The sequence below is a fragment of the Kouleothrix sp. 19917 genome (assembly GCF_057073505.1).
In genome coordinates, this window is the sequence record NZ_CP097100.1 from 108126 (window position 1) to 131837 (window position 23712).

General features: G+C 64.9%; 22 protein-coding genes and 1 pseudogene. 6 read left to right on the forward strand and 17 right to left on the reverse strand.

Translation table 11 applies throughout. The annotated features are described in order from the left end of the window. Window positions 1-189 precede the first annotated feature (189 nt). Window positions 190-672 carry a hypothetical protein gene (locus M1P90_RS35190; protein ID WP_483705635.1) on the forward strand — a complete coding sequence of 161 codons (483 nt, stop codon included), beginning with the start codon at window positions 190-192 and terminating at the stop codon, window positions 670-672. 457 nt (window positions 673-1129) lie between these two features. Next, window positions 1130-1909, forward strand: a complete 780-nt coding sequence (locus tag M1P90_RS35195; RefSeq protein ID WP_483705637.1) for a helix-turn-helix domain-containing protein — start codon at window positions 1130-1132, stop codon at window positions 1907-1909. A 147-nt stretch (window positions 1910-2056) separates the two neighbouring features. Here M1P90_RS35195 and M1P90_RS35200 read toward each other — a convergent pair whose 3' ends face one another. The 4 genes from M1P90_RS35200 to M1P90_RS35215 form a co-directional block, all read right to left on the reverse strand. Then, complete coding sequence (locus M1P90_RS35200) at window positions 2057-3265, reverse strand: ParB/RepB/Spo0J family partition protein (protein ID WP_483705639.1); 1209 nt, start codon at window positions 3263-3265, stop codon at window positions 2057-2059. A 29-nt stretch (window positions 3266-3294) separates the two neighbouring features. Continuing rightward, window positions 3295-4686, reverse strand: a complete 1392-nt coding sequence (gene iscB / locus M1P90_RS35205; RefSeq protein WP_483705641.1) for an RNA-guided endonuclease IscB — start codon at window positions 4684-4686, stop codon at window positions 3295-3297. Window positions 4687-4894: 208 nt separating this feature from the next. Then, the gene (locus tag M1P90_RS35210; RefSeq protein WP_483705643.1) at window positions 4895-5686 is read right to left on the reverse strand and encodes a ParA family protein; all 792 of its coding nucleotides are present in this window, start codon (window positions 5684-5686) and stop codon (window positions 4895-4897) included. 486 nt (window positions 5687-6172) lie between these two features. Continuing rightward, on the reverse strand, window positions 6173-6799 hold the full coding sequence (locus M1P90_RS35215) for a hypothetical protein (protein ID WP_483705645.1): 627 nt from the start codon (window positions 6797-6799) through the stop codon (window positions 6173-6175). Between the two features lie 388 nt (window positions 6800-7187). Here M1P90_RS35215 and M1P90_RS35220 point away from each other — a divergent pair, with 388 nt between their 5' ends. Continuing rightward, a complete protein-coding gene (locus M1P90_RS35220) occupies window positions 7188-7388 on the forward strand; it encodes a zinc ribbon domain-containing protein (protein WP_483705647.1) in 201 nt (66 codons plus the stop codon). A 3-nt stretch (window positions 7389-7391) separates the two neighbouring features. Here the strand turns inward: M1P90_RS35220 and M1P90_RS35225 are convergent, their stop codons facing one another. From M1P90_RS35225 to M1P90_RS35275, 11 genes are all read right to left on the reverse strand, one after another. After that, entirely contained in the window at window positions 7392-8297 is a 906-nt protein-coding gene (locus M1P90_RS35225; protein WP_483699052.1) for an IS982 family transposase, read from the reverse strand. 441 nt (window positions 8298-8738) lie between these two features. Then, window positions 8739-9851 (reverse strand): phosphorylated adapter RNA export RNA-binding domain-containing protein, encoded by a 1113-nt coding sequence (locus M1P90_RS35230; RefSeq protein WP_483705649.1) that lies wholly within the window; start codon window positions 9849-9851, stop codon window positions 8739-8741. A 60-nt stretch (window positions 9852-9911) separates the two neighbouring features. Beyond that, window positions 9912-11288 carry an RNA-guided endonuclease InsQ/TnpB family protein gene (locus tag M1P90_RS35235; RefSeq protein ID WP_483705651.1) on the reverse strand — a complete coding sequence of 459 codons (1377 nt, stop codon included), beginning with the start codon at window positions 11286-11288 and terminating at the stop codon, window positions 9912-9914. Window positions 11289-11421: 133 nt separating this feature from the next. After that, window positions 11422-11934, reverse strand: coding sequence for a hypothetical protein (locus M1P90_RS35240; RefSeq protein ID WP_483705653.1), 513 nt, complete (start codon window positions 11932-11934; stop codon window positions 11422-11424). Beyond that, window positions 11871-13808: a serine/threonine-protein kinase gene (locus M1P90_RS35245; protein ID WP_483705655.1), complete on the reverse strand. Its 1938-nt coding sequence runs from the start codon at window positions 13806-13808 to the stop codon at window positions 11871-11873. Before M1P90_RS35245 ends, M1P90_RS35240 begins: the two co-directional genes overlap by 64 nt. A 38-nt stretch (window positions 13809-13846) precedes the next feature. Then, complete coding sequence (locus M1P90_RS35250; protein WP_483705657.1) at window positions 13847-14923, reverse strand: hypothetical protein; 1077 nt, start codon at window positions 14921-14923, stop codon at window positions 13847-13849. Next, a complete protein-coding gene (locus M1P90_RS35255; protein ID WP_483705659.1) occupies window positions 14920-16227 on the reverse strand; it encodes a hypothetical protein in 1308 nt (435 codons plus the stop codon). Before M1P90_RS35255 ends, M1P90_RS35250 begins: the two co-directional genes overlap by 4 nt. Beyond that, a complete protein-coding gene (locus tag M1P90_RS35260; RefSeq protein ID WP_483705661.1) occupies window positions 16224-17147 on the reverse strand; it encodes a hypothetical protein in 924 nt (307 codons plus the stop codon). Before M1P90_RS35260 ends, M1P90_RS35255 begins: the two co-directional genes overlap by 4 nt. A gap of 34 nt (window positions 17148-17181) precedes the next feature. Beyond that, window positions 17182-17691 carry a hypothetical protein gene (locus tag M1P90_RS35265; protein WP_483705663.1) on the reverse strand — a complete coding sequence of 170 codons (510 nt, stop codon included), beginning with the start codon at window positions 17689-17691 and terminating at the stop codon, window positions 17182-17184. A 242-nt stretch (window positions 17692-17933) separates the two neighbouring features. After that, on the reverse strand, window positions 17934-18737 hold the full coding sequence (locus M1P90_RS35270) for a nucleotide-binding protein (RefSeq protein ID WP_483705665.1): 804 nt from the start codon (window positions 18735-18737) through the stop codon (window positions 17934-17936). After that, window positions 18734-19405, reverse strand: coding sequence for a hypothetical protein (locus tag M1P90_RS35275; RefSeq protein ID WP_483705667.1), 672 nt, complete (start codon window positions 19403-19405; stop codon window positions 18734-18736). The genes M1P90_RS35270 and M1P90_RS35275 overlap by 4 nt, the downstream gene beginning before the upstream one ends. A 753-nt stretch (window positions 19406-20158) precedes the next feature. On the opposite strand from M1P90_RS35275, the gene M1P90_RS35280 reads away from it, so the two are divergent. From M1P90_RS35280 to M1P90_RS35290, 3 genes and pseudogenes are all read left to right on the forward strand, one after another. Then, window positions 20159-21025 (forward strand): phage antirepressor N-terminal domain-containing protein, encoded by an 867-nt coding sequence (locus tag M1P90_RS35280; RefSeq protein WP_483705669.1) that lies wholly within the window; start codon window positions 20159-20161, stop codon window positions 21023-21025. Continuing rightward, window positions 21022-21480, forward strand: coding sequence for a helix-turn-helix domain-containing protein (locus tag M1P90_RS35285; protein WP_483705671.1), 459 nt, complete (start codon window positions 21022-21024; stop codon window positions 21478-21480). The genes M1P90_RS35280 and M1P90_RS35285 overlap by 4 nt, the downstream gene beginning before the upstream one ends. A gap of 80 nt (window positions 21481-21560) precedes the next feature. After that, a pseudogene (locus M1P90_RS35290) lies at window positions 21561-21875 on the forward strand (metal-sensing transcriptional repressor); the annotation flags it as partial. Window positions 21876-22214: 339 nt separating this feature from the next. Here M1P90_RS35290 and M1P90_RS35295 read toward each other — a convergent pair. Together M1P90_RS35295 and M1P90_RS35300 are read right to left on the reverse strand one after the other, a co-directional pair. Then, entirely contained in the window at window positions 22215-22592 is a 378-nt protein-coding gene (locus tag M1P90_RS35295) for a hypothetical protein (protein ID WP_483705673.1), read from the reverse strand. A 94-nt stretch (window positions 22593-22686) separates the two neighbouring features. Then, entirely contained in the window at window positions 22687-23697 is a 1011-nt protein-coding gene (locus tag M1P90_RS35300; RefSeq protein ID WP_483705675.1) for an RRXRR domain-containing protein, read from the reverse strand. Window positions 23698-23712: the final 15 nt, after the last annotated feature.

Genomic DNA, 23712 nt, shown 5'->3' on the forward strand with positions numbered 1-23712 from the left:
ACGCCCTTGAAACGATCCGTGGGGATGGCCACCGCAACACGAACCGATACAAGGACGCTGTGGTGGGGACTGCCCAGTCCCTCCTCGCTGTTGCTCAGCCTGGCGAACCAGGCCATGGTCAGTATACCGAGTCATACCAGACCGGTCAAGACGGCCGTCGGGCTCGGGTACCCGGAACAGAGTTTTATTATGTCAAACCAACAACCACGGCAGCCAATCGAACTGCAAGCAGATGCCGTTGTCCAGCTCGACGCAATCGAGCGTTCAGGCGGCGTCATCAGGGGCATGCTGGCGCGCGTGCTGCCGAATATGTTTGGGACGGGCTATGTGCTGCATCTTCTGGGCGATGGGACACAGGGGGATTCGGAGTATGCGCTTGATTTCGTCTACCTCGACGCAATGAGCGGCGCGGTGTATGAACTGGACCAGGTCGACGGCGGTATCATCTCCTCGCTGTTGCGTGTAGCTGCGGCGCTCCGTTATCTCCCGCAGGAAGAGGCGACAGCGCTTTCCCGTGGGCACTTGACGCTGCTGGGCGCCGAGCTGGATGCGCGGATCGCGCTGTGGCAGCGCTGCCAGGCGGAGCAGCCGACGGAGCGGCCTGCCGCGCACCTACTCTGGCCACTCCAGGCTGGCGCAGCTCCACCGATGACAACGGCTATCACTGCATAGCCGATGCAGCGACTGCGGTGCCGCGGCGCCTTCGCACATATCTCTTGCACGTGAGGCGTCCTGTACGTTACAAGCGGAGAGCGCGTCCCAATGCGGCAAACACGGCCGCCGGCAGCCGAAGTTCGACGATAGCCGTGAGACGGCCAAAATGCGCCTTTGCGGCTTCCCAATGCACTTATTTGGCAATCGCGGCCGGATGAGTCGCAAACGGAGGTTTCGAGAAGCGTTTTACACTTTCTGGCGATGCATGTTCACGGCGTCAGGGTGCTGTGAAACAGCCGTGAAACAGGTTGTGAAACAGGTAAGAAAACGGGTCGCAGGAAGCTCCTCCGGCGGCGGAGAATCACTAAACGTGCTACAATTTGTCGCCTAAATAGCGATCTTGATATGGTGTTGGCTGGCTGGACGGCTTGGACGACGCGTCTTGCCGCGATCACCGACGCATGGGGAGCAGGCTGTGGAGAGTATCGGCGACGTCATCTGTGGTCTCGACGAGCTGCTGCTGGTCGCGGCCGAGCGCTGGCGCACACCGCTCACGCAGCAGGAACTGGCGCGTATCAGCGGCCTCAGCCGCTCGACCATCAACGAATTGCTGCCGCGGCGAGTTCAGGCGCATGCGCTGGGGGGTGCTGCGGCGGAAACGGAGCTGGTCCCGTATCAGGGCCGCATTGCGCTGCGCACCGTCGCCGCCCTCTGTAGCGTGTTCATCTGCCTGCCGGGCGAGCTGCTGCGCTATCGCGCGCCGGGCCAGTCACTGCCGCGCCTGAGTCCGAACGCGGTCCGGCGGGACGAGATCCCGCCACGCCAGATCAACGTCTACCCGCTGACGAATAACATCCCCGAGCGTCTTCAGGTGTACACGCCGGCGGCGCTTGAAAAGGCGACCGGTATCTCGTGGAGCAGGTGGAATCGCGTTAAGGCCGGAACATCACAGATTGATCTGCCGATGCTCGCGGCGGTCTGCGCAGTCCTGAACACCGATGTCTCCGGCGTCCTGGCCCACACGGTTCCGTTCCGCGATTCGACCTGGTCGGTCCGGTTCGTGCGGTTCGACGATGTGCGGCTGACGTTCGACCTCACGAACGGCGTGACGGTGAGCGCCTACCTGGCGCGCTGGAAACCGCTGATGGCGGCGCCGGTCGACGAGCGCGCCCGCTGGCGCCTGACCCCCGATCGGCAGGGCGTGCGCTGGGACGCGCTCGGAGTAGAAATCTATCCGCGCTTGCTGCTCGATTGATGTACGTTATGTCGTGTTGATGGGGTGGCTTGCTGACATACCGAGAGCGCCTGGTATCAGGCGCTCTTAGTGTTTTGGAGGTGGCGTGGGACAGACTGGCTATCGCGTAGCAGATACGTGGTGCCCGTCGCCGTGAAACGTTCGCAACTATCCGTTCGCTACTTCTTTCTCGGCATTGTCGGTCTGTACCTGCCCGACCCGCTCCAGCAGCCGCCCCACCTGCATCTGGAGGTTGTGCAAATCGTCGCGCAGCTCGCGGGCTTCCTGCGGCCCAAGTTTGTCCACCCGATCGAATGCCCGGCGCAGATTGCGCGTAGCGCCGCTGACATTCTGCCGAAGTGGTGCGTACCAACGCGGGATAACGGTGTTCGAGGGCGGCGTCTGCTGGTCGATCATGCGCGCGACAAGTCGCGCCACCGTCGCCGCGTCGATGCCGCTCCGCCGCGGCGCTTCCCCGACCTGCGTGGTCTCCTGGTCCGCGGCTGTCGTGTTGGCAAGCGCCCGCTCGGCCGCGATCTCACTCAGCCGTTGCAGGATCTCGCTCACCTGCGGCTGGCTCAGCTTCCCCTGGTGGAACGCGTCGGTCAGACTCAAAATCTGCCGCTCCTGGAGGCGGAGCAAGGCGATCGTCTGCTGCTGTGCCGGCGTGAAGGCCAGCAGCCGCAGGAGCTGGTAGGCCCGCGATCGCTTGATGCCCAGGTGCGTCATCGCGTCAGTGATGGGCGTCTGTTCGTCGCCCATCGCCTGCCGGAACTGTTGGAGAGCCCAGGCGCGCTCCATATCGCTGAAGTCCTCGCGGTCTTCATTCTCGGCATACTGGAGGCTCACCCGGTCGAGTGGCGACGGTGGATCGATGACCACCGCGTCGATTGACAGCATTCCGACGAGGTGCGCGGCGGTCCAACGCCGCTGCCCGATCAGAATCAGGTAGCGCGCGGCGGGGTATTGCTGGCTGCTGCCAGGGTAAACGACGATCGGTTGGAGCTGTCGCCTCGTGAGGGAAGCGCCAAGGTCGCGCAGCTCGGCGACCAACTCCTGGTAGGCTGGCGGCACTGCGCCCCGCACAACCAGCTCCTCTGGGAGCGGCACCATGCGCGGTTGGCGCATCTCGGGCCGCAGGTCGGGCGCGATGTGGCCAGTCGGGATGTGCTCGATCGCCCGGTTCGCCACTAGGTGCTCGACCCGCCCGGTGAAGTGGCTGCGGGCCTGTGCAGCCCGGTCGATCTCGCTTTCCTGCTGTGCGGCCGTTGCCGAAGCAGCAGCCGGCTGCCCATCTTTGGGGGGAGCAGATGGGAGGCCCCCCACGCGCGCTTTGATCGCGGCAATCTGATCGAGCTGTCGTTTTGTTGTGCTCATCTCAATTAGTAGCGCAGAAACCCCGCCGATCACGGCTGGGGAGGCAGCGCCACCCCTCCTTTCCAGGCATATTCGTAGCCATCCGCCCGCTGGAGCAGTCGGCAATGCCGCCAACTGATCCCATCAACGGTGCCAACACGAAATGATCCGCTCGCTCGCACAGCGACTCGTCCGATATGAACCCCTGCATGCTTCCCGGCTGGTAGTTCGGCCCGCACCAGATCGCCGGTTGCGAAGCCGTGAACGTGCTTCTGGCGCAGCAGGTAGCCGCGCGGGAACCCATACCGGGTGTATCGGGTGCGACAATATGCCCCGCGTCCCATCGCCCGCACGCCCAGGACAGGCACATCATCCCCGCGCACGCCCACCAGCTTGCCCACACACAGCGCGTCGATGGCATGCGTCTTGGGCAAGCCAAACCGCACCCTGTTCCAGTGGGTGCGCCCGCCGCTCCAGCAGCCGACGGTAATACCCAGCGCCTGCAATCGGTTTCTCAGCGCCCAGCGCAGCGTGTTGACCGCCGCCACATCCGCGAGCGGTACTCGCGCACGGGCCTGCACCTCCGGGTATCCATACTCGCTCGCCGTCCGGTCGCCCTTGTCCTGATTGCACCTTCGGCACGCGACCGTAAGATTAGAGGCCCGATCAGAGCCGCCCCTGCTGCGGGGGATGATGTGATCGCGCTCCAGGGGCAGATTGGTTGCACCGCAGTACACGCACGCCCGGCCCCATTTTTCGAGCAGATAGTGCCACAGCTCGTAGTCGTAGAGATCGCCGCGCTGGTACGCCGCGCCGGAGATTTCTGGGTTCTGGAGCAACTGCGTATCGAAGCGCACATGCTCCAGCTCAATGCTGTGTATCGGCGCCCAGCGACCATAGCGCCGCGCCCAGGTCAGCAGATTGTCGAGGCGGCTGCGCATGGACGGCGTGAGCCAGCCCGCTGATCTGCGGCGATTGTCGAATCGAGGAGCCCGGTAGCGGAGATTGGCTGTGCGCCGCCGCTGGCGGGCCTGCGCACGCTTCCGCATCCGCTCGGCAATAAGCGCGCCTTTGTGCGTGATCTCGGCTAAATGCAGCGCGTGGTGAACCGAACCGTCGGGTGTATCCGCAGCACGCGCCAGGGCCACGCCCGTCGTTTTCGACCCCGGATCGAGTTTGAGGACAACTGGCTGGAGTGCGCTGTCCGCGACGGAGCGATCCTTGAGCCTGATAGTGAACGGCGCCCTGCGATGCACCACCGCTCGCGCCTGCCGAAGCAGCAGGCGCGCCCGTTTCTCTGTGCAGGGCATCAGCGGCCGCTTGTGTTTGTCGAGTACAAAGACCACATCTGTTCCTTCCTTACGGAACCCCTTACGGGGCTGGTGACGCGCCGAGGTGGACGTACCTCGGCGGCTCTCCTCGACCGTGTTGATCAGCGGCATCCCGCTCCGGTTCGTTTCGTCCTTTCCCTGAAGGGTGTCTGCAACCGGAGCTTCGAGAGGTTGGAACTGAAGCAGCATTCCAACGTCGGTCTTGAACCTCTGGTCAACGCTCCGCCGTCAGCGCCGTGTCCTGCGGCTCAGGCGGATGGTCTGGTCATAGACAGGCTTGTGGATTGTCCCACAAGCCCTCGGCTGAATGCCGGTAGGACTATGACGACGGCACCCCATCCAGCACCAGTAACTCCTCGGTGACCTTGAGAAACGCCTCGCGCACCGCTGTGTCGTCCGGCCCGCGGTAGGAGAACACACTCTGCTGCGCGCCACTCGCCAGGCGGATGATCGCCCGCGGAGGAATAATAGTCTGGAGTAGCGCCGGGGAGTAGCCCTCGCCGAGCGCCTGGTCATAGACCCGGTCGAGCGCGGCGCGGGGCGTGTAGTTGTTGCGCAGCACGCTGAGGCCGCGGAGTTGTGGGTTGAACTCCTGGGCCTGGACGATGGACTCGGCAAGATCGCGCAGTGACTGTAGCACCAGGTCAGCGGCCTGCACCGGGGCGACACAGCGAGTCGCTGCGGCGAGTGCCGTTGCCAGCACGGGGCCACGCGCCGGCGCCAGATCCAGGAGTACAATGTCGTAGACGCGGCCTGTCTCGGCGAGCCCCTGAAGCGCCTTCTTCAGCACGTAGATCCCGCCGCCCATGCTGCGGTTCAATACGTCGGGCAGCGCGACCAATTCTTTATGGCCCGGGACGACATCTATCCCCTCGGCGGTCGGTCGGATACAGTCGGCAAGCTGCCGGTGCTGCACGGCGACACCTAAAAAGCTGTCCTCAACAGTTAGCGCCTCTGTGTCGACGCCGAGCCAGCGCGAGGCATGGCGCTGCGCATCCAGGTCGATCAGCAGGACGCGGAGATCCAGCCGCGCGAACGCCGCCGCGAGATTGACCGAGATCGATGTCTTTCCAACACCACCCTTCTCCAGCGCCATCGCATAAACATGCATCGTTCACCGTACCTTTCTTGGCGCGATAGTGTGCGCCGTTCAACGTACCCTGACTCGTGGTTCACCGCGTTCTGGCGCCGTGAACCCATAATTCCAACACATTGGACTCTGCTGCGCAGCGGCATGGCGCGCTCGCGTGCAAAGACCGATACGTTTGGAGGCAGTGTGATACACATAAGTTGCTGATGGAGATTGTAGCATATCATGAGCACTTTGTGTGAGCTTAGAAGCCAGGAAAATTAAGGAGAAAAGTGATGAGGATGGTAGAAATGCGATTCAACGTGTTCTGACGCCGTCAACGCGTCATTCCAACACATTGGACTCAGTTGTGCGTCGTGGCGTGATGCGCTTGCACACAGAGCCAATACGTTTGAGGCGCTGTCGGATGGCCACAATTGACGGAGGCCAGAAGAAATGCTGCTGCAACAACAGAACGGCACAGGCGCCTGTGCCGTTCTGCGCGGGCCGCTCTGTTGTTATCGACGTTCAGGCGCAGCGCGCAAGAAGCGTCTGAGCCGGCCGCGCGAGATGCGGCTCATCCCAGAGGAACGGATCGGGTGGGAGCGCCGCCGGGCACTCCAGCCAGCCAAAACCGTCATCGATCGCCTGGCGAAACCGATGCGAGGGCGTGAGCCGCAGGAGATCGGCACTCTGGCGCGCCAGGATGTAGAGATAGCGCGCCGACGCGAGGTCATCGGCTGCCACCGCGGACCACGCACGCAGCAGGGTTGTGTGGAGCTGGACAAGGCGGCGGTTCAGTCTCCGATCGGCACGGTCGAGCGCCTCGTCGGCCTGGTCCAGCAGGGTGCGCGCATCATCGATGCGGCCCCGCCGCAACTGGATGGCGGCCCACGTGTGCAGCGGGATGATTAAGATCTGCGGACAATCGGCCTGCTTGGCAATGGGTAGGAGCCGGCGCACGCACTCGGCGTACGCGTCCGCGGCGCCTGAGAGGTCTTCGAGGTGGCGCAGCATATCGCCGCGGTGGGCCCATAACATGGCGAGGACCCCGGACGGAGCGGCGGCGGCCTCAGCCGCGGCGTAGATACGCTCGCAGACCTTCAGCGCCTCATTGAAACGGCACTCCCCGACCAGCGCATGCTCTTGCGCCACAGCATCACGCCAGCTCTGGCCAGACGGAGGCCACATAGGTGTCGCGGTCAAGGCGGTCTCTTTCTTCTGTGTGGTCGAATATATACATAGTATGCCGTGATAGGCGCGCTCGTCAAGCAGAAAACACTGCGCAATCGCCGCAACATCTGGGCCGTTGGAACGGCGTAACGCGGCGAATACGCATGATTTTGCTCGACATAAGCGTAGGAGCGCCTGGCACACCAGCGACGGCTGGAGAGCGCGCCGAAAGCGCGCTCTTGTTCGTGACGATCCTACGCGACGCGCGCGCGCCCAGGCGAGCGCCTCTTCCGGCGTGGTGATCTCACCGTCGAGCTGCGCCTGGTAGAGCTGGCGGTGCAGCGCGCCGAGGTTGGGGCCGGGCGTCGCAATGGAACCACGGCCAGGTCCGCCAGTACATCACCTACAAGGCGCAGCGGAAGGTATCGTGGTAGAACTGGTCGACGAGCACTACACGACCCAAACCTGTCCCAATTGTGGATGCAGGCACAAACCACGCGGCAGGACGTATTCCTGCGGGCGGTGTGGTTTCAGCGCGCATCGCGACATAGTAGGGCGATGTGCTAGTTAAAACTCAGGTCGGAAAAGCAAGTTGCTTGATACGCAACCAGTCTGGGTTGCCGAGCAAGCGATTGATATAGATGCACAGCGTGTGAGCGGTCAGCTTGGTGTACAGCCGTGCGCACAAGCCCCAGAAACTATGCGCGTGGTTGCTCTCAATCTGAAACTGCTCAGTCAATTGCCCATTCACTGTTTCGATGATTTGGCGCACCTGGTTGAGCAATCGGCGCACCTCAGACGACACCTGCTGTTTCTGGTTGGCTCGCGGCAAGGTCAGCAATCGTATGCCACAGCGTTCGAGCAACTCTTTGGCCAGTTCGGCTTTGATAAAGCCTTTGTCGCCAATCACGGTCAGGTCACGTTTGTCTTCAAGCAGGTCACGAGCGGCATCACGCTCATCACAATTGGCACTCATCAACTCGAAGTCGAGTATCGTGCCGCCGACGGTGACCAGCAGATTGAGCCGATAGCCGTAGATCGTTCGTTTCTTGGTCGGGCAGCGGCCATAAGTTGCACCATAGGCGTCCCAATCACCCGAAGACGATGGTACCAAATGGAACTGAACGACTTCGATCGGGAGACTATCAATCACGCAGTGCGTATCCTGGGCGACATCCATCACGGCAAGCGTGATCAGACGAATATGGTTGATTGCGGCCATCAAGTTGCGTCGACGTCGATTGAAGCGCGAGCGTTCGGGTTGAACGGGAAACAGATGGGTGTAGTTGCGCCATTCGCCAATGAGATTGGTTTCCTTGTCCCACTCGCGGCATTCGCCCACAATCGCCATGGTGATCAGTTCGGCATCCGAGCAGCCTGGCTCGGGACCGGGTCGCGGATAGAGATGCCGAATCTGGAGCCAGATGTCGTCAATTAGTACGTACATGCACGTCACAAAGTCATCGAAATCGGTTATCATCACAATCCTCCAGGTGTGAAAGAGCTGACCGTCAGAGAGTCTCTCTGTAGCACCTGGAGGCTCGAATGTCAAACCATTTTAACTAGCACATCGCCCTAGTAGGACAGATCAACATCCTGTCACGGTATAAAACAGGACAGGTGGGCGCTTTACACGCCCCAAATGAGATCAAGCATCGTATGCCGCATAACGTGCGGCTCATGCGTAGACGCCGGGACACCGGCCAGCAGGGGAAAGCAAAAGCCGAGAGCTGAAAGCTGAAAACGACTCGTTTCAGCTTTCAGCTCTCGGCTCTCAGCTTTCCCCCGCTGTAGCTCGCGGGACTGGTCGCCAGTCGTGAGAAACCGCGGGGACTTAACGCCCCGCGGAGTGTCACGCTTCACAGGACAAGATGGTACTCCAGGCTGAGATGATGCGTTGATGGGAGCACTCCCCCACGGCTTACGGGGCGGCAGCTGAACTCTGGCGCTGCGCGCGCTCGACCGCGCGGGTTGTGGCCGTCGTAATATTTACCGCCACCATGCCGAGCGCGGCATCGTAGTATGGCGTTCCACTTCCGATAAAAGTATCTGCCGGGTCATCGGCGAGCGCGGCGGCGACCTTCCTCCACGCCTTTGCGGTGATGTAGAGGCCGATCGGCCTCACGGACACCGGGTCGGGCCGCTCCAGGCCCTTCGGCAGCGCTGGCAGCGGGCCGGCGTAGATCATGCGTACTAGCGTAATATCGGGGCGGATGAGCGGCGTCCCAACCTGGCCGACGACGGTGATGGCCGGCGGTTTGAGATCGCCCTCCGCGAGCCGGTCATCCGGGTTGCGCACCTTGACCGGCCCCATGGCGAACACGCTCATCCCCTCTAGCTCCGGGTCGTAGAGACCGACGCCGCTGAAGGTGAGCAGGCTGCCGGGCGGCCGCTCTTGCGCCGGCCGCCAGTGTTTGGCGTTGATCGTGACGATGTATGCGAGATCGATGGGCTCGGGCGGCACAGGGACCGCGCGCGGCATCGGCGGCAGCGCGCCGTGGTGCGTGAGCACCAGCATGGTCTGCCGCTCTTTCTCGATCACGTTGCCCGGCTTGCCGGTAAGTTCGAGCTTGAGCGCGGTCGCACCTCCGCTCCTAGCCTCCAGCGCGCGCCAGTGCGCGGCGCGCTCCTCCCAGGGGATCGGCGCTGGCGGAGGCGGAGGTGGGGGCGGAGGTGCGGCGTCCCCGGACCCAGGACGGGCGCGCTCGCGCCAGCGGGGCGTCCCGAAAATCGCGCGGTAGCGCTCCATCGCCCGGGCGTCTCCCAGCGCGCCGCTTCCGCCCAACTTGTCGCGCACGAGTTTGAAGAACACGCCGCCGGGCGTGCGCCGCCTCTCTCCATCCTCGGTCATCATGCCGCCGTGCGACTCGATCTCCTGTGCCTCGCGCAGCCACTCCAGCGCTTGCTCGGCGCCGCACTCGTGGACAATACGCCAGATCATGCCGCGCGCCTGCTTCGCGGTCTCGCCGAGCTGCTGGGTGATATACCGCACCGGGTGGCGATGCGGGTCGATTATCTCGGACCTGTCGCTCACGCGCTCCCTCCCTATAGCTGTGCTGTTCGCGTCCATGATAGTTACCCACCGCATAGCATTTTATAACGCTTGCGATGGATGTTTCCTCCGGCAGGAGCCGGAGTGCTGACCTACGCCGGATTGACCGCTTATGCTTTCGCACCCGAAGGCGGGTTCTCGGCGGGCGGATGCACTACGGGCATCCGATGATTGCAGATAGGCGACATGCCGGGCGTCGAGCAAGTCTTTGACGGCCTCCTTGCTGCGGCACGCCCTCATCTCGCGGTCATAGAAGCGGGATTGGTGATTGATCGCCGCATTCTCGTCGGCGTGGATGGTCAAACCGCATGCCTGGCACCAGAACGTCTGTTGCTCAGGCCGGTTGGCACGGGATACAAAGTGGCAGCGCGAGCATTCTTGAGACGAGTAGGCAGCCCAACCTACCTGGGCGGTCTGCCCGCGCTTCTTCGCGCCCCAGGCGATCTGCCGAGGCAGGTGGGCCAGGTTGCTGGCGTACAGGTAGGCGTTCATGCGCCTAGCGCGAAAGCGCATTGTGCGCACGTCCAGGTCTTCATAGGCAACCTGATGGCCCGCATGATCGGCGTAGAACTGGTTGACCGCCCGGTTGATCTCCTGCCGGACGTGGCGGGCCAGCCGCTGATTGGTCAGCGACGGCAGCTCACTCACGCCCTTCTTTTTCAGGCAGGCGCCCAGCTTGGCCTTCCGGCGGCGTTTCTCGCGGTCCAGCTTATGCCGGCGAGCGAGCTTTCCATGGAACGTGCCGTAGTGCTTGCCGGTCGAGGTGGTCAGCAAGTTTACGATGCCGACGTCCACCCCGACGACGGGCGATTCGTCCGTGGTGGTCGCGGCGATTTGCTCGTGTACGCTCACAGTGAGCCACCAGCCCGATGGCTTGCGCGTGAGCGTCATGCTGGTGTTGATGCGCTTGCCGTCGAGCATCCGCCGGTGATAGGCCGCGAGCTTGAGCGGCAGCCGGATGGGTTGGCCCATCTCCAGCGTGCTGATGCGCAGCCAGTAGTCGAAGGTGCTGTCTTCGGACGGCTCCAGCGCGACGACATTGGCGTTGGCTTGAATAACCGTTTGCTTGAGTGTGGGGATTTGCCATTCTTTCCAGGTTGGGCCAGCACGCTGGGGATCAGCCTGCGCCTGATACTCGGTCAACTCATCCAGGTATGCCTGATACGCGCGATCGCGATTAGTGCGCCAGGACTGCGCGATGCCCGCCGCGTGCTGGATCACCGCTCGCTGCCAGCGGGCCAAGAGCGGGCTCGGCAGCCAGGCATCGGCGTACTTGTCCGGCTCCACGTCCGTGCAGAATGCAGTAACATACTGCTGGCACAGCCGCATGTACGCATCGGCGAGCGCGTCAAGCTGTGTGAGCTTGCTCGCGTTGGCGTCGGAAAGCCGTATATGCGTGACGGCACGGGTCAGTTTCATTGATAGCACACATAGCGCGAACAGGTGTTCGTAGTATACCAGAACACGGTCTTTTCCGCAATAGAATGCGACAAAACGCTAAAACGTTATCGAACGAGTGAACGATAGCAATACGCCTTTGAGACGGTTTCGGCTATGCGGCCGGCCGCGCGATCTCATCAGGCAGGTAGCGAACTTCCAGCTCTGTCCGCCCCGGAGCGGGCTCAAGCCGCTGCCCACCCGCCGTTGTCAGCGGCAGCGCGAATGCGACCACCACATAGGGCCCATCGAACGTGGCTACACGGCCCGGCGTCTGTGCCGCCACCATGTGCTCGCGATGCGCGTCAGGCGTCAGCGTCGTCACGACGGCGTCGCCAGGCGCGGCCGGGCTCCAGCTCGCCGCCGGCGGCAGCGCGTCCTCCAGGCCGAGCAGGAGCGCCTGCCGGTCGTCGCCGCGGGCCTGGGCGCGGGCCAAATTGAGCGCGTCGCGGTAGCTGCCGAACTGCGCGAGCCGCCGGAGTATTACGGTCTCACCGCTGCGGGTGATCGAGGGCTCGGCAAGCCGCCGCAGCGTGACGATCGCCTGGTGGCACTCGACGTCGGTCAGCTCGGGCGCGACAGTGCGGAGCGCCGCGGCAATCGCGAGCGGGCGGACGTCGGTGGGCATTTTTGCCGCCCGCCGCAGCGCGTTCCAACCCTCGCCCTGCCCCCGCCGGTCGTGAGGCGGCTGTCGAGCCAGCCCCGTGCGAACTGGGCGGCCCGCGGCTGGAGCGGAATCCTGCTCCACTTCAGCGTGTTGTCCGGCGGCTTGCTTTGCAGCGCCGGCAGCAGCTCGCTTTCGGTCCCCTCAATGTGGAACGGTATCGAGCCGATGTCGCTGTGGAGGTAGACCACCCACTTGCCGCGCTCGCCGTGCTCGTGGTACGTGTATCCCCAGCCGTCAGGATCAAGATCGGCGATCGCGTCGGCGAGTAGCACCGGCTTGATGCGGTAGAAGCCTCTGGTCTGCTCGGTCCCGTCGCCGCTCTCCTTGGCGGCCTGGTTGCAGAGCAGCGTGAGGAGCGCTTTACCGCTCGGGCTGGCGCGGAGCCGGTCCAGGTCCGCGGCGCGCAGCGGACCGGGCGTGACGCGGCGCGGGCCACCCGCGCCGCCGCCATCTGTGCGCCAGTAGCCGAGGACGATTTCAGCCGCCGCCGCGGCGCCGTCCGGCGCGCTTTCGGCGACCCTCTGCGCGGCCTCCGGCGCAGGCCGGCAGGCCGCCGCCAATGCCTGGTTGATCGGGCGGAGGTCCTCATACGTCGAGCGGACCAGCGCGCGCAGCTCCGCGGTGGGCGCGCCGCTCGGGTCGTCGGCGTTCAGGAGCTGGCGCATCGCGCCCGACAGCCGCACCTGCGCGGCCTCGGCTGGGTTGTCCGCGGCGACCTGACGCAAATCAGCTATGACCTGGCGGTAACGCGCGTCGGCGGCGGGTGCCATCGCCGTGCGTTTGACGAGCGCCTCCAGAGTATCGGCGGCGCGCGCCGCGACCTGCCCCGCGATCCGCGCGTCGGCGGCCGGGTCGCTTCGCAGTGTTTTTGCCAGATGAGCCGCCACAAGCGGCAGGAAGCGCCGCGCCACAGCCTCGCCGACGGGCTGTGCGGTGCGCCGCGAGTATTGATTGCTGTACCAGGCGCGGTAGAGGTTCGCGGACAAGATGAGCGCGTCCCCCACCCCCGGGCCGTCTTCGAGCACAGCCGCGGCCTCGGCCAGGGCCGCTCTTGCCTCCGACGTGAGGGTGGTCAGCGGCGGAACCTCGCCGCGCAGCACATCGGCCGTGCTCAAGCGCAGGAGCTGCGGCGACTCCACAAGGATGCCCGCGACGTCACATGTATGGTCAAGGTCGACATAACATCCACAATGCGAACACCTGGGCACGCCGGCCATGTCGCACAGGATCTGAGCAAAGCGCGCCATTCCCGGCCCGCGATCGGCGAGGTACCGCTCGGCGGCGCGCCGGAGATGGTCAGGCACGTCCGCGGTAGCGACGATCTGGCGCGCGATCGCGAGCGGAGTTCGCTGATTGGCGAAGATGCCGAAGCGGTTCGCCACATCGCGGATATTGGCGATCCTGCGCACGGCGATCTGGGCGGCCTCGGCGTAGGCGGCGACGGCGCGGGTGCGCTGGGCCGCCAGCACCTCCTCGGCCAGCTCCGGCAGCGGCCGGCCGTCGCGCGCGGCATCGAGCGTGCGCGCGACTTCGGCGTAGGCATACTGCGACGCGAGCGGCGGCAGCGGGAGGTCGTCGCCAGGCACGATTTCGGCGTGAGACGGTGCCGTGAAGCCGGCCGCCACGATCGCGCGGAACAGCCGCAGCGTCTCCTCGCGCGCCCGCGCGTCCTGGGCGCGGGCCACCAGACTCGACACGCCTTCCGTGGGCCGCTCATACCTGGCCAGCAGCGCGGCCATCCGCGCTTCCTGGATGTTGAAGACCTCGTCGAGAAGCGCGGCGGCAATCACGGGGCTGCCGCCCAGGCGCCTGGCGGTGTCGGGCTCCCGGGCCATAGCGGCTGCCCTGTAGCTTGCAAACGATCGATCGCAACTCATTGGGCGCCCTCATCTTCGGGCTCTGCCAGCGCCATCCTGTGCGTGCTGAGGCGCCGGGCAAACAGCACGCCCCGCGGCGCCGAGTAGCCCGCTGGGTCGTAGGCGTCTTCCCACCAGACGCCGTCGAGATCGAGCACATCCTCGGCGTACGCCACCACGGCAAGGTCGACGACCAGCGCGAGCGGAACGCCGCGCTCATGGCGCATGCGCCCGGCCAGGCGCGCGGTCGGCACGTAGCCCGCCGTGCGCCGCACGGCCTTCGTCACAGCCGCCTCCAGCTCGTCGCCGTCAAGATCGACCTCCAGATAGCCGCGGGCCTCTTCCTCGGCCTCGGCCTCGTCCTGGAAGCGGAAGATGAGCGGCTCGCCCTCCCCGTCGGGCACTGTCACCACGTAGACGCGGCCGCGCTCCAGATACCCCTGCTCGACCGCCCAGTCGCAGGCCGCCCCCACCGCGGCCTTGTCGCGGCGGAAGGCATGGAAGTCGAGGAAACGCGCGTCGCGCGTGTCGATGTCCCAGACCGGCGCGTCGCCGAGACGGGCGATCGCGCGCCAGTCTTCAGGATGGCGCGAGATCGAGAGCCCCGCGCCTTCGTGGCTGTCTGTGCCCTTTGCGGCCGGGTCGAGGCGCCCGACGTGGAACAGGCGATCGAAGCGCCGCAGCGGTGGTGGCACTATTCTCCCCGCTCGCCGCGCGACGGCGGACGCGACCTCGCGCGCCTTGGGTGGGAGCGGCTCGCCGGCCTCGGCCGCGGCGATCGTGGCTTCGAGCGCGGCGTAGGCGCGCCGCGCTGCGCCGCTGGCAGGGAGCGGGAAGGTCATGCCGGGGGAGGGCTCTCCGTGAGCCGGTACGGGCAGATCGAGGCGCCGCATGCGCTCGAACAGCGCCGTGCAGCCAGCCCTCGCGCGCAACTCCGCCATTTTGCCGCCCGGGCTCGTCTGCCGGTGACTCACCTCAAACAGCTCGGTCAGGACAGCGGCGGCGTTCTCGGGGGTGTCGGCGAGCGCCTGGCTGATCGCCGGCGTTTGTGTAGCGGTGGTAAGAAACCGTGAGAGTGACGCCTCGCAGCTCAAGATGGCCCTCCACCCGGCTTGGCCTGGTCGATCTTGAGCTGGACCAGCTTGAAGCGCGCTCCGCACGTGATAGTGACGACCCGGTTAAGCGCCTCAATATCGTCCGGGCTTCGCTCGGCGAGCGGGCGCATCGCTTCCCAGAGCGCAGCATCAGCCGCGGCCTGGCGGTCCGCCGCGTCGAAGCTGGCCCGGATGAGTGGGGCAATCTGCCTGTCCAGGTCGTCGTCCCACGCGCCGTCGGCGCCGGGGTTGTTGCGGTTCTGGTGGCCGATCATCGCCTCGGCGATCGTGAAGCGAATCAGCCCCTCGACGCCGGTTTCGAGCAGCCGCTTGCACGTGGCCTGGTCGCGGTCGATCAGCGGCCGGATAATCGGCAGGAGTGCCTCGTTGGAGGCGCGGAGGTCGTCGCTGGCGCGCGCGAGCGCCTCGATATGCGGTGTGAGCGTACGGATCTCCGCGGCGCGAAGACTGCCGGCGCCCTTGGTCATCGCATGGTCGAGGTGCGACGCCATCCGCTGCCACTGGCCGTGGTCGTCGTCGCCGCCCCAGCGGCGCGGGCGATCGGGCAGCGGACCGTCGGCCAAGGTGTAGCCGTCGAGCGTCGCGCCCCTGGGTTTCGCGGAACCGCCGCGGCCTTTGCGGCCGAGCGCCACCGAGTAGATCGCCCATTCCTGGTCGCCGCCAAAGCCGGTCGCGAAGATCAGGCGCGGGCCCAGATCGTCGGCGACGATGCGCACGAGCGGGCGGTCGTTGGCTAACAGCCAGGCGTTCTCATCAGCCCAGGCCCGCAGGTACTCGTCTCCGTCCCGCGCGCGCCGCGTCAAGCGCCGGCCGGCCTCTGACCGCGCCTCGCTCTCCGCGCGGGCGGCTTGCGCCGCGATAATCTCGCTGACCAGCGGCGTCAGCTCGCCGCGCTCGGCCGCGTCGAGTGCGCGCTGCACCTCGGCGTAGGCGTGGATGGCGGCCGGCTTGGGCAGCGCGAAGGTCTCCCCATCGATCGGATCACCGTGTGCTGGCGGAGTGATGCCCACGGCTGCGATCTCGCGGAACAGCCGAACACAATCCTCCCGGGCTGCCGCGGCGGCGCCGCGCTGCTGGAGCAGGTGGATTGGCTTTCGCAGGCGCGGGTCGGGCGGCTGGCGCTGCGTGAGGGCCCGAGCCGCGCGCTCCTGCGCAATGCTGAAGACCTCCTCCAGCACCCTGCGCGTCACAAGCGGGTCGCCGCCGCCCAGGTGCTGGGTGAGCGGGCTATTTGGCGTGCAGGCGGCCGCCAGAAAGCGGCCGTATGAGGTCTCGCAGCTCATACGCCAAGCCCCAGTACCGGTTGATCGACGCGAGTTCGCGACGACTCGCGCGCGGGAAGGTGCTGGGTCTGGGCGTTCAGCCACATCGCCAGGTAGCGCGCGGCCGCGCTGCGGTGGCAGATCCGGTGATCCGCGCAGCCGCACAGCAGGATGATCGGCTGTGTTTGGAGCAGCACACGTGCGTCCTCGACGACGATCGCCGGGTTGTGGAGCTGGATCGGCCCATCCCCCAGGTAGTTGTCATTGCCGAAATCGGGGAGGTACAGGTACCGGTCGCCGAGCTGGGCCGCGAGCGCGGCGCCGCGCCAGTGCGGCACCCGAGAGTTCGCCGACTTACGCACGTCGACCAGGACAGCCCCCAGGCGCTTGACATAACTTTGAACGATGGCCGGGGTGCTGCCGGTGTAGCCGAGCGTGTAGATCGTGTTCGGCGCCGGCGTCGGCTCGATGCGTGTGAGCAGCTCGTCGAATGGCGGTGGGAGCAGACGGCCGCCGACGAGCGCGGCGATCGCCGCGGCGTCGCTGAGGCGGCTGAGCCCCTCGGGCGGGTAGGTATCCGTCCGGCGCGCGACGTGGCGGCGCTGGCCGGGCGGCTGGTCCAAGAAGGCGTCGTAGCGCGCGGCCAGCGTCAGGTCGGCCGGGTTCTCTTTGAAGTAGCAGGCCCAGAGAAAACAATAAAAATCAGCCAGGTGCGTGCGCGCCGGATAGATCTTGCGATCGACCAGGACGGTGGCCGCTTGCGCTCCCTCCTGGAGCGGCTGGCCCTGCGCGTCGCGGCTGCGCCAGGCCGCGATGTCGGCGATGGTGCAGTCGCGAAAGCAGCGCAGTGCGGCGCGCGCGGCGTTCAGCCGCTCGTGCTCTACGCAATTCAGGATGGTTGGGCGGACAATCACGCCGCCGTCGTCGTCGAAGAGAGCCATCTGTTGTCTCTTTACCAGCTTACAGGCTTTGCCGTCATCCCCAGCGCGGCAAATCCCGCAGCCAGGAAATCAACGCCCCAATCGTCGGTGATGTGAAGGATGCGACCCGGCTGTCGCCAATCATCAGGCTGTCCTCCTGGATAGACGCCTCTCCGCACTGGAATCGCCGCGCAATCGCGAGAACAGCCTTGCCCATCGTCGTTCGGATCTCGTCTATCCCCACCGAGCCGACACAGTCAATCGCGGCGGAGAGCGCCTCGCGCTCATTGTACGAGCCGTTCGCCGCGTCCTTGAGCAGCGCCTGGGTGAGCGTTTGTCGGCCGTCAGGGTCGGTATATGTCAGCGCCGCGCAGATATGGGTAATCTCGCCATGGTCGCGATCGGCGTCATCGGATAGGTCTTCGAGCTGCGCATCGACCTCGGCCAGGCTGAACACGCCAAGCTCGGCAATCAAAACGTAGGTCAGCGCCTCCAGCGCCTCGCTTTCGTTGAGAGCCTCCACGCGCAGCTCCAGCGCCAAATTGTCGCTCGATGAGAAATCCAACGTTCCTCCTTGGAAGATCCTGGCCGCGAAAAGTGTCGCCGTTTGGTAATCCTGTCGGCCCGCGCGTGAGCGGGCCTGTCGTCGCACAGGCGGGCCACTGAGGAGTGAGCCCGCCCCGATTGCGGAGAGAGTCGCAATGTGTCTCGGTTTGCTACATCGCCGCCTTACCCCGCTGCGATGCTGTAAAACGCGATGCCCGGGCGCGTTCGGCGACGCAATAGGACGGCTTCTGCCGCCGCGACTCAGGCAACCTCGACCCCGATTGTCTCCTGCACCTCGCGGCCGAGCAGTTCCGCCGCGGCGACTCGCCAGGGGTCATCGGCAGGCAGCGCGCTCGCCGACTGGCCGGCGCGGCTGAGCTTGCGCAGCCCCGCCGACTCGGGCAGCGCGCCGGCGTACGCCAGGCCGCCACGCCCCAGCTCGTCCAGCCGTGCGAGCAGGCCCGGGTTCTCAAGATCGCCGTCCTGCACGCGGTTCAGGACTAGCCGCGCCGCGTCGACCCGGCGGCCGACCTCGCGGCAACGCGCCCAGATCTGCTGCGCGACCTCCAGGAACTCGGCGTCCGGCTGCGAGACGACCAACAGCAGGTCGACCTGCTGGCTTGCGTAGCGGCCGATGTGCTCGACGCCGGCCTCGTTGTCGATGATCAGAACGTCGTAGCGGCCGGCCAGGCCGTCCAGGGCACGCTCCAGCACACGGTTGACGGTACACTGACTCCCGACCAGCTCCCAGTGGCCCATCGCCAGCAGGTCGAAGCCGCCAGCGCGAACCAGCGCTTCCTTGCCCATCTTGCGCTCGGCGAACTCTTCGCGAGTTTCGTTCACATCGTCGGGCCCCAGCTTGAACTGGCGCTCGTAGGCGCTGCGGAGCTGCCCAAGCGTGCGCTCCACCGCCACGCCCAGCATGCGCGTGCCAGACATGTGCGGGTCGGCGTCGACGACCAGGACCCGCAAATCCGGCGCGAGTGCGCGGACCGTTTCGAGTAGGATCGGCAGCAGCGTGCTTTTGCCGCTGCTGCCCTTGCCGGCAAGGCTGATGTTGATCACGATGATGGGTCCTCCAGAATCTCGATGGCTTCGTTGACGATGCTGGCCCACGTGTCGGGGAGCGGGCCCAGCGCGCGCGCCTCCGCCAGCAGCTCGGCGCGCCGCTCAAGGGTCAGCGTACCGCTGGCCTGCGCCTGGCTGATCGCGTCGATCAGCGGCATGACCGTGTCGCTGTAGCGTGGGCCTGTGGCAATGGCCTCGGCGGCATCCGTCCACACAAACTGCGGGCGCTCGCGCCCGAGCGCCGCGTCCCAGTCCGGGGCAGGAACCCCGTAGACCTCCGGGCGCGCCAGGTCCTCGATGTTGACCTCGACGCCGCCGTCGACAGTGGCGGTGTAGCCGGGTGCCGTCGGGCTGCGCTCGAACAGCGCGGCGATCGTGGCCACCCGGTGGTGGGCGAGCGCGCTCGGCGCGACGTCGTCCGTATCGAGCCACATAATCCCATCGTCAGGAGTGTCCGGGACGATGTTGGCGTGGCAGCAGCCGCCCGAGAGCGGCAGACCCATGCTGGTGAGGCGGCACATCGGCGGCTTGCCGTCGCGCTCGACGCGGTGGCGGCAGGTGTCGCAGCGCTGGTCAGGGCGCAGTGCCCCAGACAGCGCACAGTGGGTGCAGGCGATGTCGTTATCGATAAGCTGGTGGGTGGTATGGCACCACTGCAAGCACATAGGGCTACCTCGGGTTCAGGTGTCACGTTTGAGGTCGAACACGCTTGTCAGCACCTCACACGCGCGCTTCTGGTCGCCGCCGAGCACGCTCGTTACGGCGCTCCCAATCGAATGCCTCATCGACAGAGCTTGAGGACCTGCTCCCCAATGGTAGTGTACGCCCGATTAGGAGCGTGTGCGCCCCGTTTTCGGTTGCGGTTGAGAAGCAAAGTGGTAGCGGCCGCGCGGGACATCAATAACATACGAGAATAATATCATCTTATGATACTTTTGTCAAGTTACGTGCGCTTGATGCCGCTCACGAGGCGCGGTGCGAACTGCGTCAACTCCAAGCGCGGCTGTCCCAGATCGCGCCAGGCCGCGGGTCTAATGAGAGCAACACTGGCAGCGCGGCGCCGCGCTGCCAGTACACGTGCTGAGCGAAGGATTCTGAACCGTCCCGCAGGCGCGGTTGGCGAGCAATCTGGTTACCGCCTCCTGCCGGGGCGGATCACCGGTCCGCTTCGGGCGATTCCGGGGGCGTCGCCAAGCGTTTCGAGCACAAAGGCGACGCGGGTCGCCTGTGCCGGGCCGTTCACCCACCTCGCAGCTTAGAACGCGCCGAGCGGTGGCGTTGTGTCACTCCGACGCAAGGTACCCGGCGATCGCCGGGTACCTTGCGTCGGAGTGACACAAACTGTTTGACAAGAACAAACATGTGTGCGATTATGTGTCAGAGCGACACAATCATAGCACACTCAGAAGGAGGGACAGGTGACCGATCAAAGTGCGTCCGGTCTCCCCGGACGGCCGCGCGTCGATACCATTACATTCAACGAAGATGAGCTACAGGCGGTCGTCCTTGATAACCGTGAGGTTGTACTGCCGGTGCGGGCTGTCTGTGGTGTCCTGGGCCTCGACCCCGACACGCAGGCGGAAAACCTGCGCCAGCATGATGTACTGGCGCAAGGGCTGCGTTACGTGAGGATTCCAACCGCAGGGGGGATTCAAACGGTACTCGCGCTGCACCGCCGCTATCTCTATCTGTGGCTGGCAAGCATCCCGCCGAACCAGGTACGCCCCGAGATCCGGCCCAAGCTGAAGGCATACCAGGAAGAACTGGTCGAGCTATTGAACGCGATTTATGGTGTGGAGTCGGAGGCTGGCTCGCTCGAACCGGCGGCCCCGCCGGCGATCTCCCCGGCCACTGTAACCCTGATCGCACGGCAGATGCGCACGCTCGCCGCGCAGCTCCGCCAGGAGTGGGCCGATTCTCAGGATGTGCAAAACCAGGAGATCGCCGAACTGAAAGACCTCGTCAACACGCAGTTGAGAACGGTTCAGGGGCAACTCGACGAGGCGCAGCAACGGCTCCTCGACAGTGTGAAGATCACCGCCGCGCAGCAGTCGGTCATCCGGCGGAGCATCGAAAAGATTGGGAAGCGGTACGAGACAAAGACGGGTAAGGCAATCTATGATCTGCTCTATGCCCGATTCCGTGCCGAACTTGGGACGCCGCGCTACGACGCGCTCCCGGCGGCCAAATATGCCCAGGCGCTGGACTGGCTGCGCGCTCGGGCGCGGGAGTATCTCCCCGATGACCCTGACGCGCTTCCACCGCTCCAGGAGAGCTTGCTGTGACTGAATCAACGCCACACCCGGTCGATTCGGGCGCGCTCCAGGTGCTGCTTGGCCAGCGCCTGCGTGAGGTGCGGCAGGGGAGCGGCATGACTCAGGAGGAGCTTGCCCAGGCGCTCAGCGCGCGCCTGGGCGAACCGATTTCGCGCTCGACGCTCGGCAGCTATGAAACGGGGCGCCGCCCCCTGCCTGCCGATTTGCTGCTCCAGATTGCAGCGATTTGTGACGTGCCGTTGCAGACTTTCGCGCTGTCCGGCGCGAGTGAGAGGTATTCGAGCACGCCCGCAACCGGACAGGCTCAGCACGACCTCCCATCCCAGGTAGCTGCGCCAAAACCTAACTCGACGAGCGATCAGGCACTCACTCTTATCAACCAGAGCCTCCAGGCACGGCCGGATATTATTCCATACGTGCTTGAGCTGATCGCGGGGCTAGTCGAGGAGCCATCGCAAAAGTGAGTTACCAAAGGCTTAAACCCTTTGGCTTCCTGGTTCAGCGACCGCCGCGCCTGGGGTGACACCCAGTTCGGGCGGGCGCTGACCACGTTGCGGTCATTATCCAGATTAAAGCCATTCGCCGTATGCTCGACACGTTTAGTGCCCGTACCCTTGAAGACCACCTCAATGGCTGTGGCACCACAGCAATTCGGAGCGAGCAGCCAGCAGAACGTGAACGGGTTATCAAGGAGCTACTGAACGTTTTGACACGGCACACACGCTCGAATACTGAAAAGAGGCTCACCCGGCACATTGCCCGCAGCGTAGGAACGCCCCATTGCGGCAATGTGATCCTCCCGCGCTGCCCGCGTATTTACCTGCGGCCGATTGTGATCCATGTAGGCAGTGCGGGCTAGACGCTGATCGCTGAGTCGACCGCCCGATACTGTTGAAGCCACTCATGAGATTTGCCGTCATTCGCTGATAGCCGTCGATCCCCGCCTCGTCGTGAGCATTGTCGCAGTCAATCAGGAGAAGCGCCGGGCTGCCGCAGGCCGGGCACATCACCCGCCGTAGCGGTCGATTGCGGCGCACGTCAGCTACCCGCAGGGCGAAAGTGGCCCGGTCGAAGATATTTCCTGTACTGGCAACTCCCGGAGAAGCGCACGCAACCTTCGTGGCGTTTGTTCCAGGCCGCTGGTGGTGTTGAACTGCCAGCCGCCGCGCTACCTGGCTTCCAGCGCGACGACGTCAGGTCAATCTGGCAGCGCGGCGATGTCGATGATGTTCGTGAATGGAATGAACACCGCCGCGTGGTCGGCCGGCGGCTCTGTGTCGATGTTGAAAAAGTCCAGCGCAATGCCCAGCGGCGTCACACGCCGGAGCTGGAGCGGATATTTGCGGTCGGTCGGTGAGATAAACCCCTGCCCTTCGAGCAGCTTGAAAACTGGCGGGAGTGTACGCACCTCGACGACGAGCGTGTAGAGCGGCTCCCGGCCCTCCTCCATCTGCGCCAGGATTTCATCCGGCGTTCCCAATGCGACCGTATCGGCCAGCCCGATCAGGTCAAGGCCGGCCTTGCTGTCGTTGGCGTTGCTCTGCGTCACGAACTGACAGTAGATGGTCGCGCTCATCTCCACCGCTCCTCAATCGCTCATAAATTCGATCCTTTAGGCGCGGAAACCCAGAGCGTTTACTTTTGTTCGGAGCGCCTTGCTTGAACCAGCTTTAGCGCACGCGCCAGGACGCGGTGCAGAGGAACTGACAATCTCCTACCTTAGCATGGGTCGTCAAGCGCTTGCCTGTCTGTAGCTCATGGAGGCTGAGAGAGCCTTCAGCTCGCGTCCCACCCACATACACGATCCCATACTTGGGATGGCGCACCCACGATCCACGCTTCAGTCCCAGGCTGATCGTGCCACCGTAGGGCTTGCGCTTTCCGCCCTTCTCTGGTTGCAGGCGGTGTAGTTGCCGACGATGGAACTGAAGCGGCGTGATGTAGAGCATGGCGGTGCTGCCCGGCCGTGACGGCCCGCCGACGCGGTAGCTCGCCAGCACAAACGAGTCGACGCAGTGGGCATCCCAGCGGTCAGACAGTTTCGCTCGCGACTTGACCAATCCTGCCTGGTCACGCAGACCACTGGTGAAACGGCTCGGCACAACCGTCAGCTCTGCGATTTGCTCAACCTGGCCATAAAACCATAGTTTGCCTACCTGGAGCGGGCTGAAGGACTCGTTCCAGCGGCGTTTGCCCTTCCTGGTAGTGGCCGCAATGTCCTCGATCACCACGTCGGTGATCGGGTAGTGGCGGGCCAGCCACCTGAGTAGCCGCATCTTCCAGTCCCAGCGCGCCCGCGTCGAGGGTGGGAGGCAGATGCGCCCTCGCAGCCGATTCGGTCGACAGGCCCGACAGGGCGTCTTGCGGTAGCGTCTTATGCGGCGCATATCCCGCCTGGTCTTGATATGCTCTTTGACCCACGTTACCGCGTCGGCCTGGACGTTGAGGAAGGCGTGCGCGGTGGACTGCACAGTGAAGGCTTCCTTCTTGCTGCCGGGATCGATCCCAACCGCGATCGGCTGCGTGTAGCCGTCCGTGCGGTCGGTCAACTGGATGTAGAACAGGCCGCGTGAGAAGCGCCTGAGTGCCCGGCCGCTGGCGATCAGGCGGTCGGCTTTGCGATTGGTCGTGGGCATCAGTCGCTTGCCGTTTGCGCTGATGACGGGGATGAATGGCTGCATGGAGATCCTCAAGTG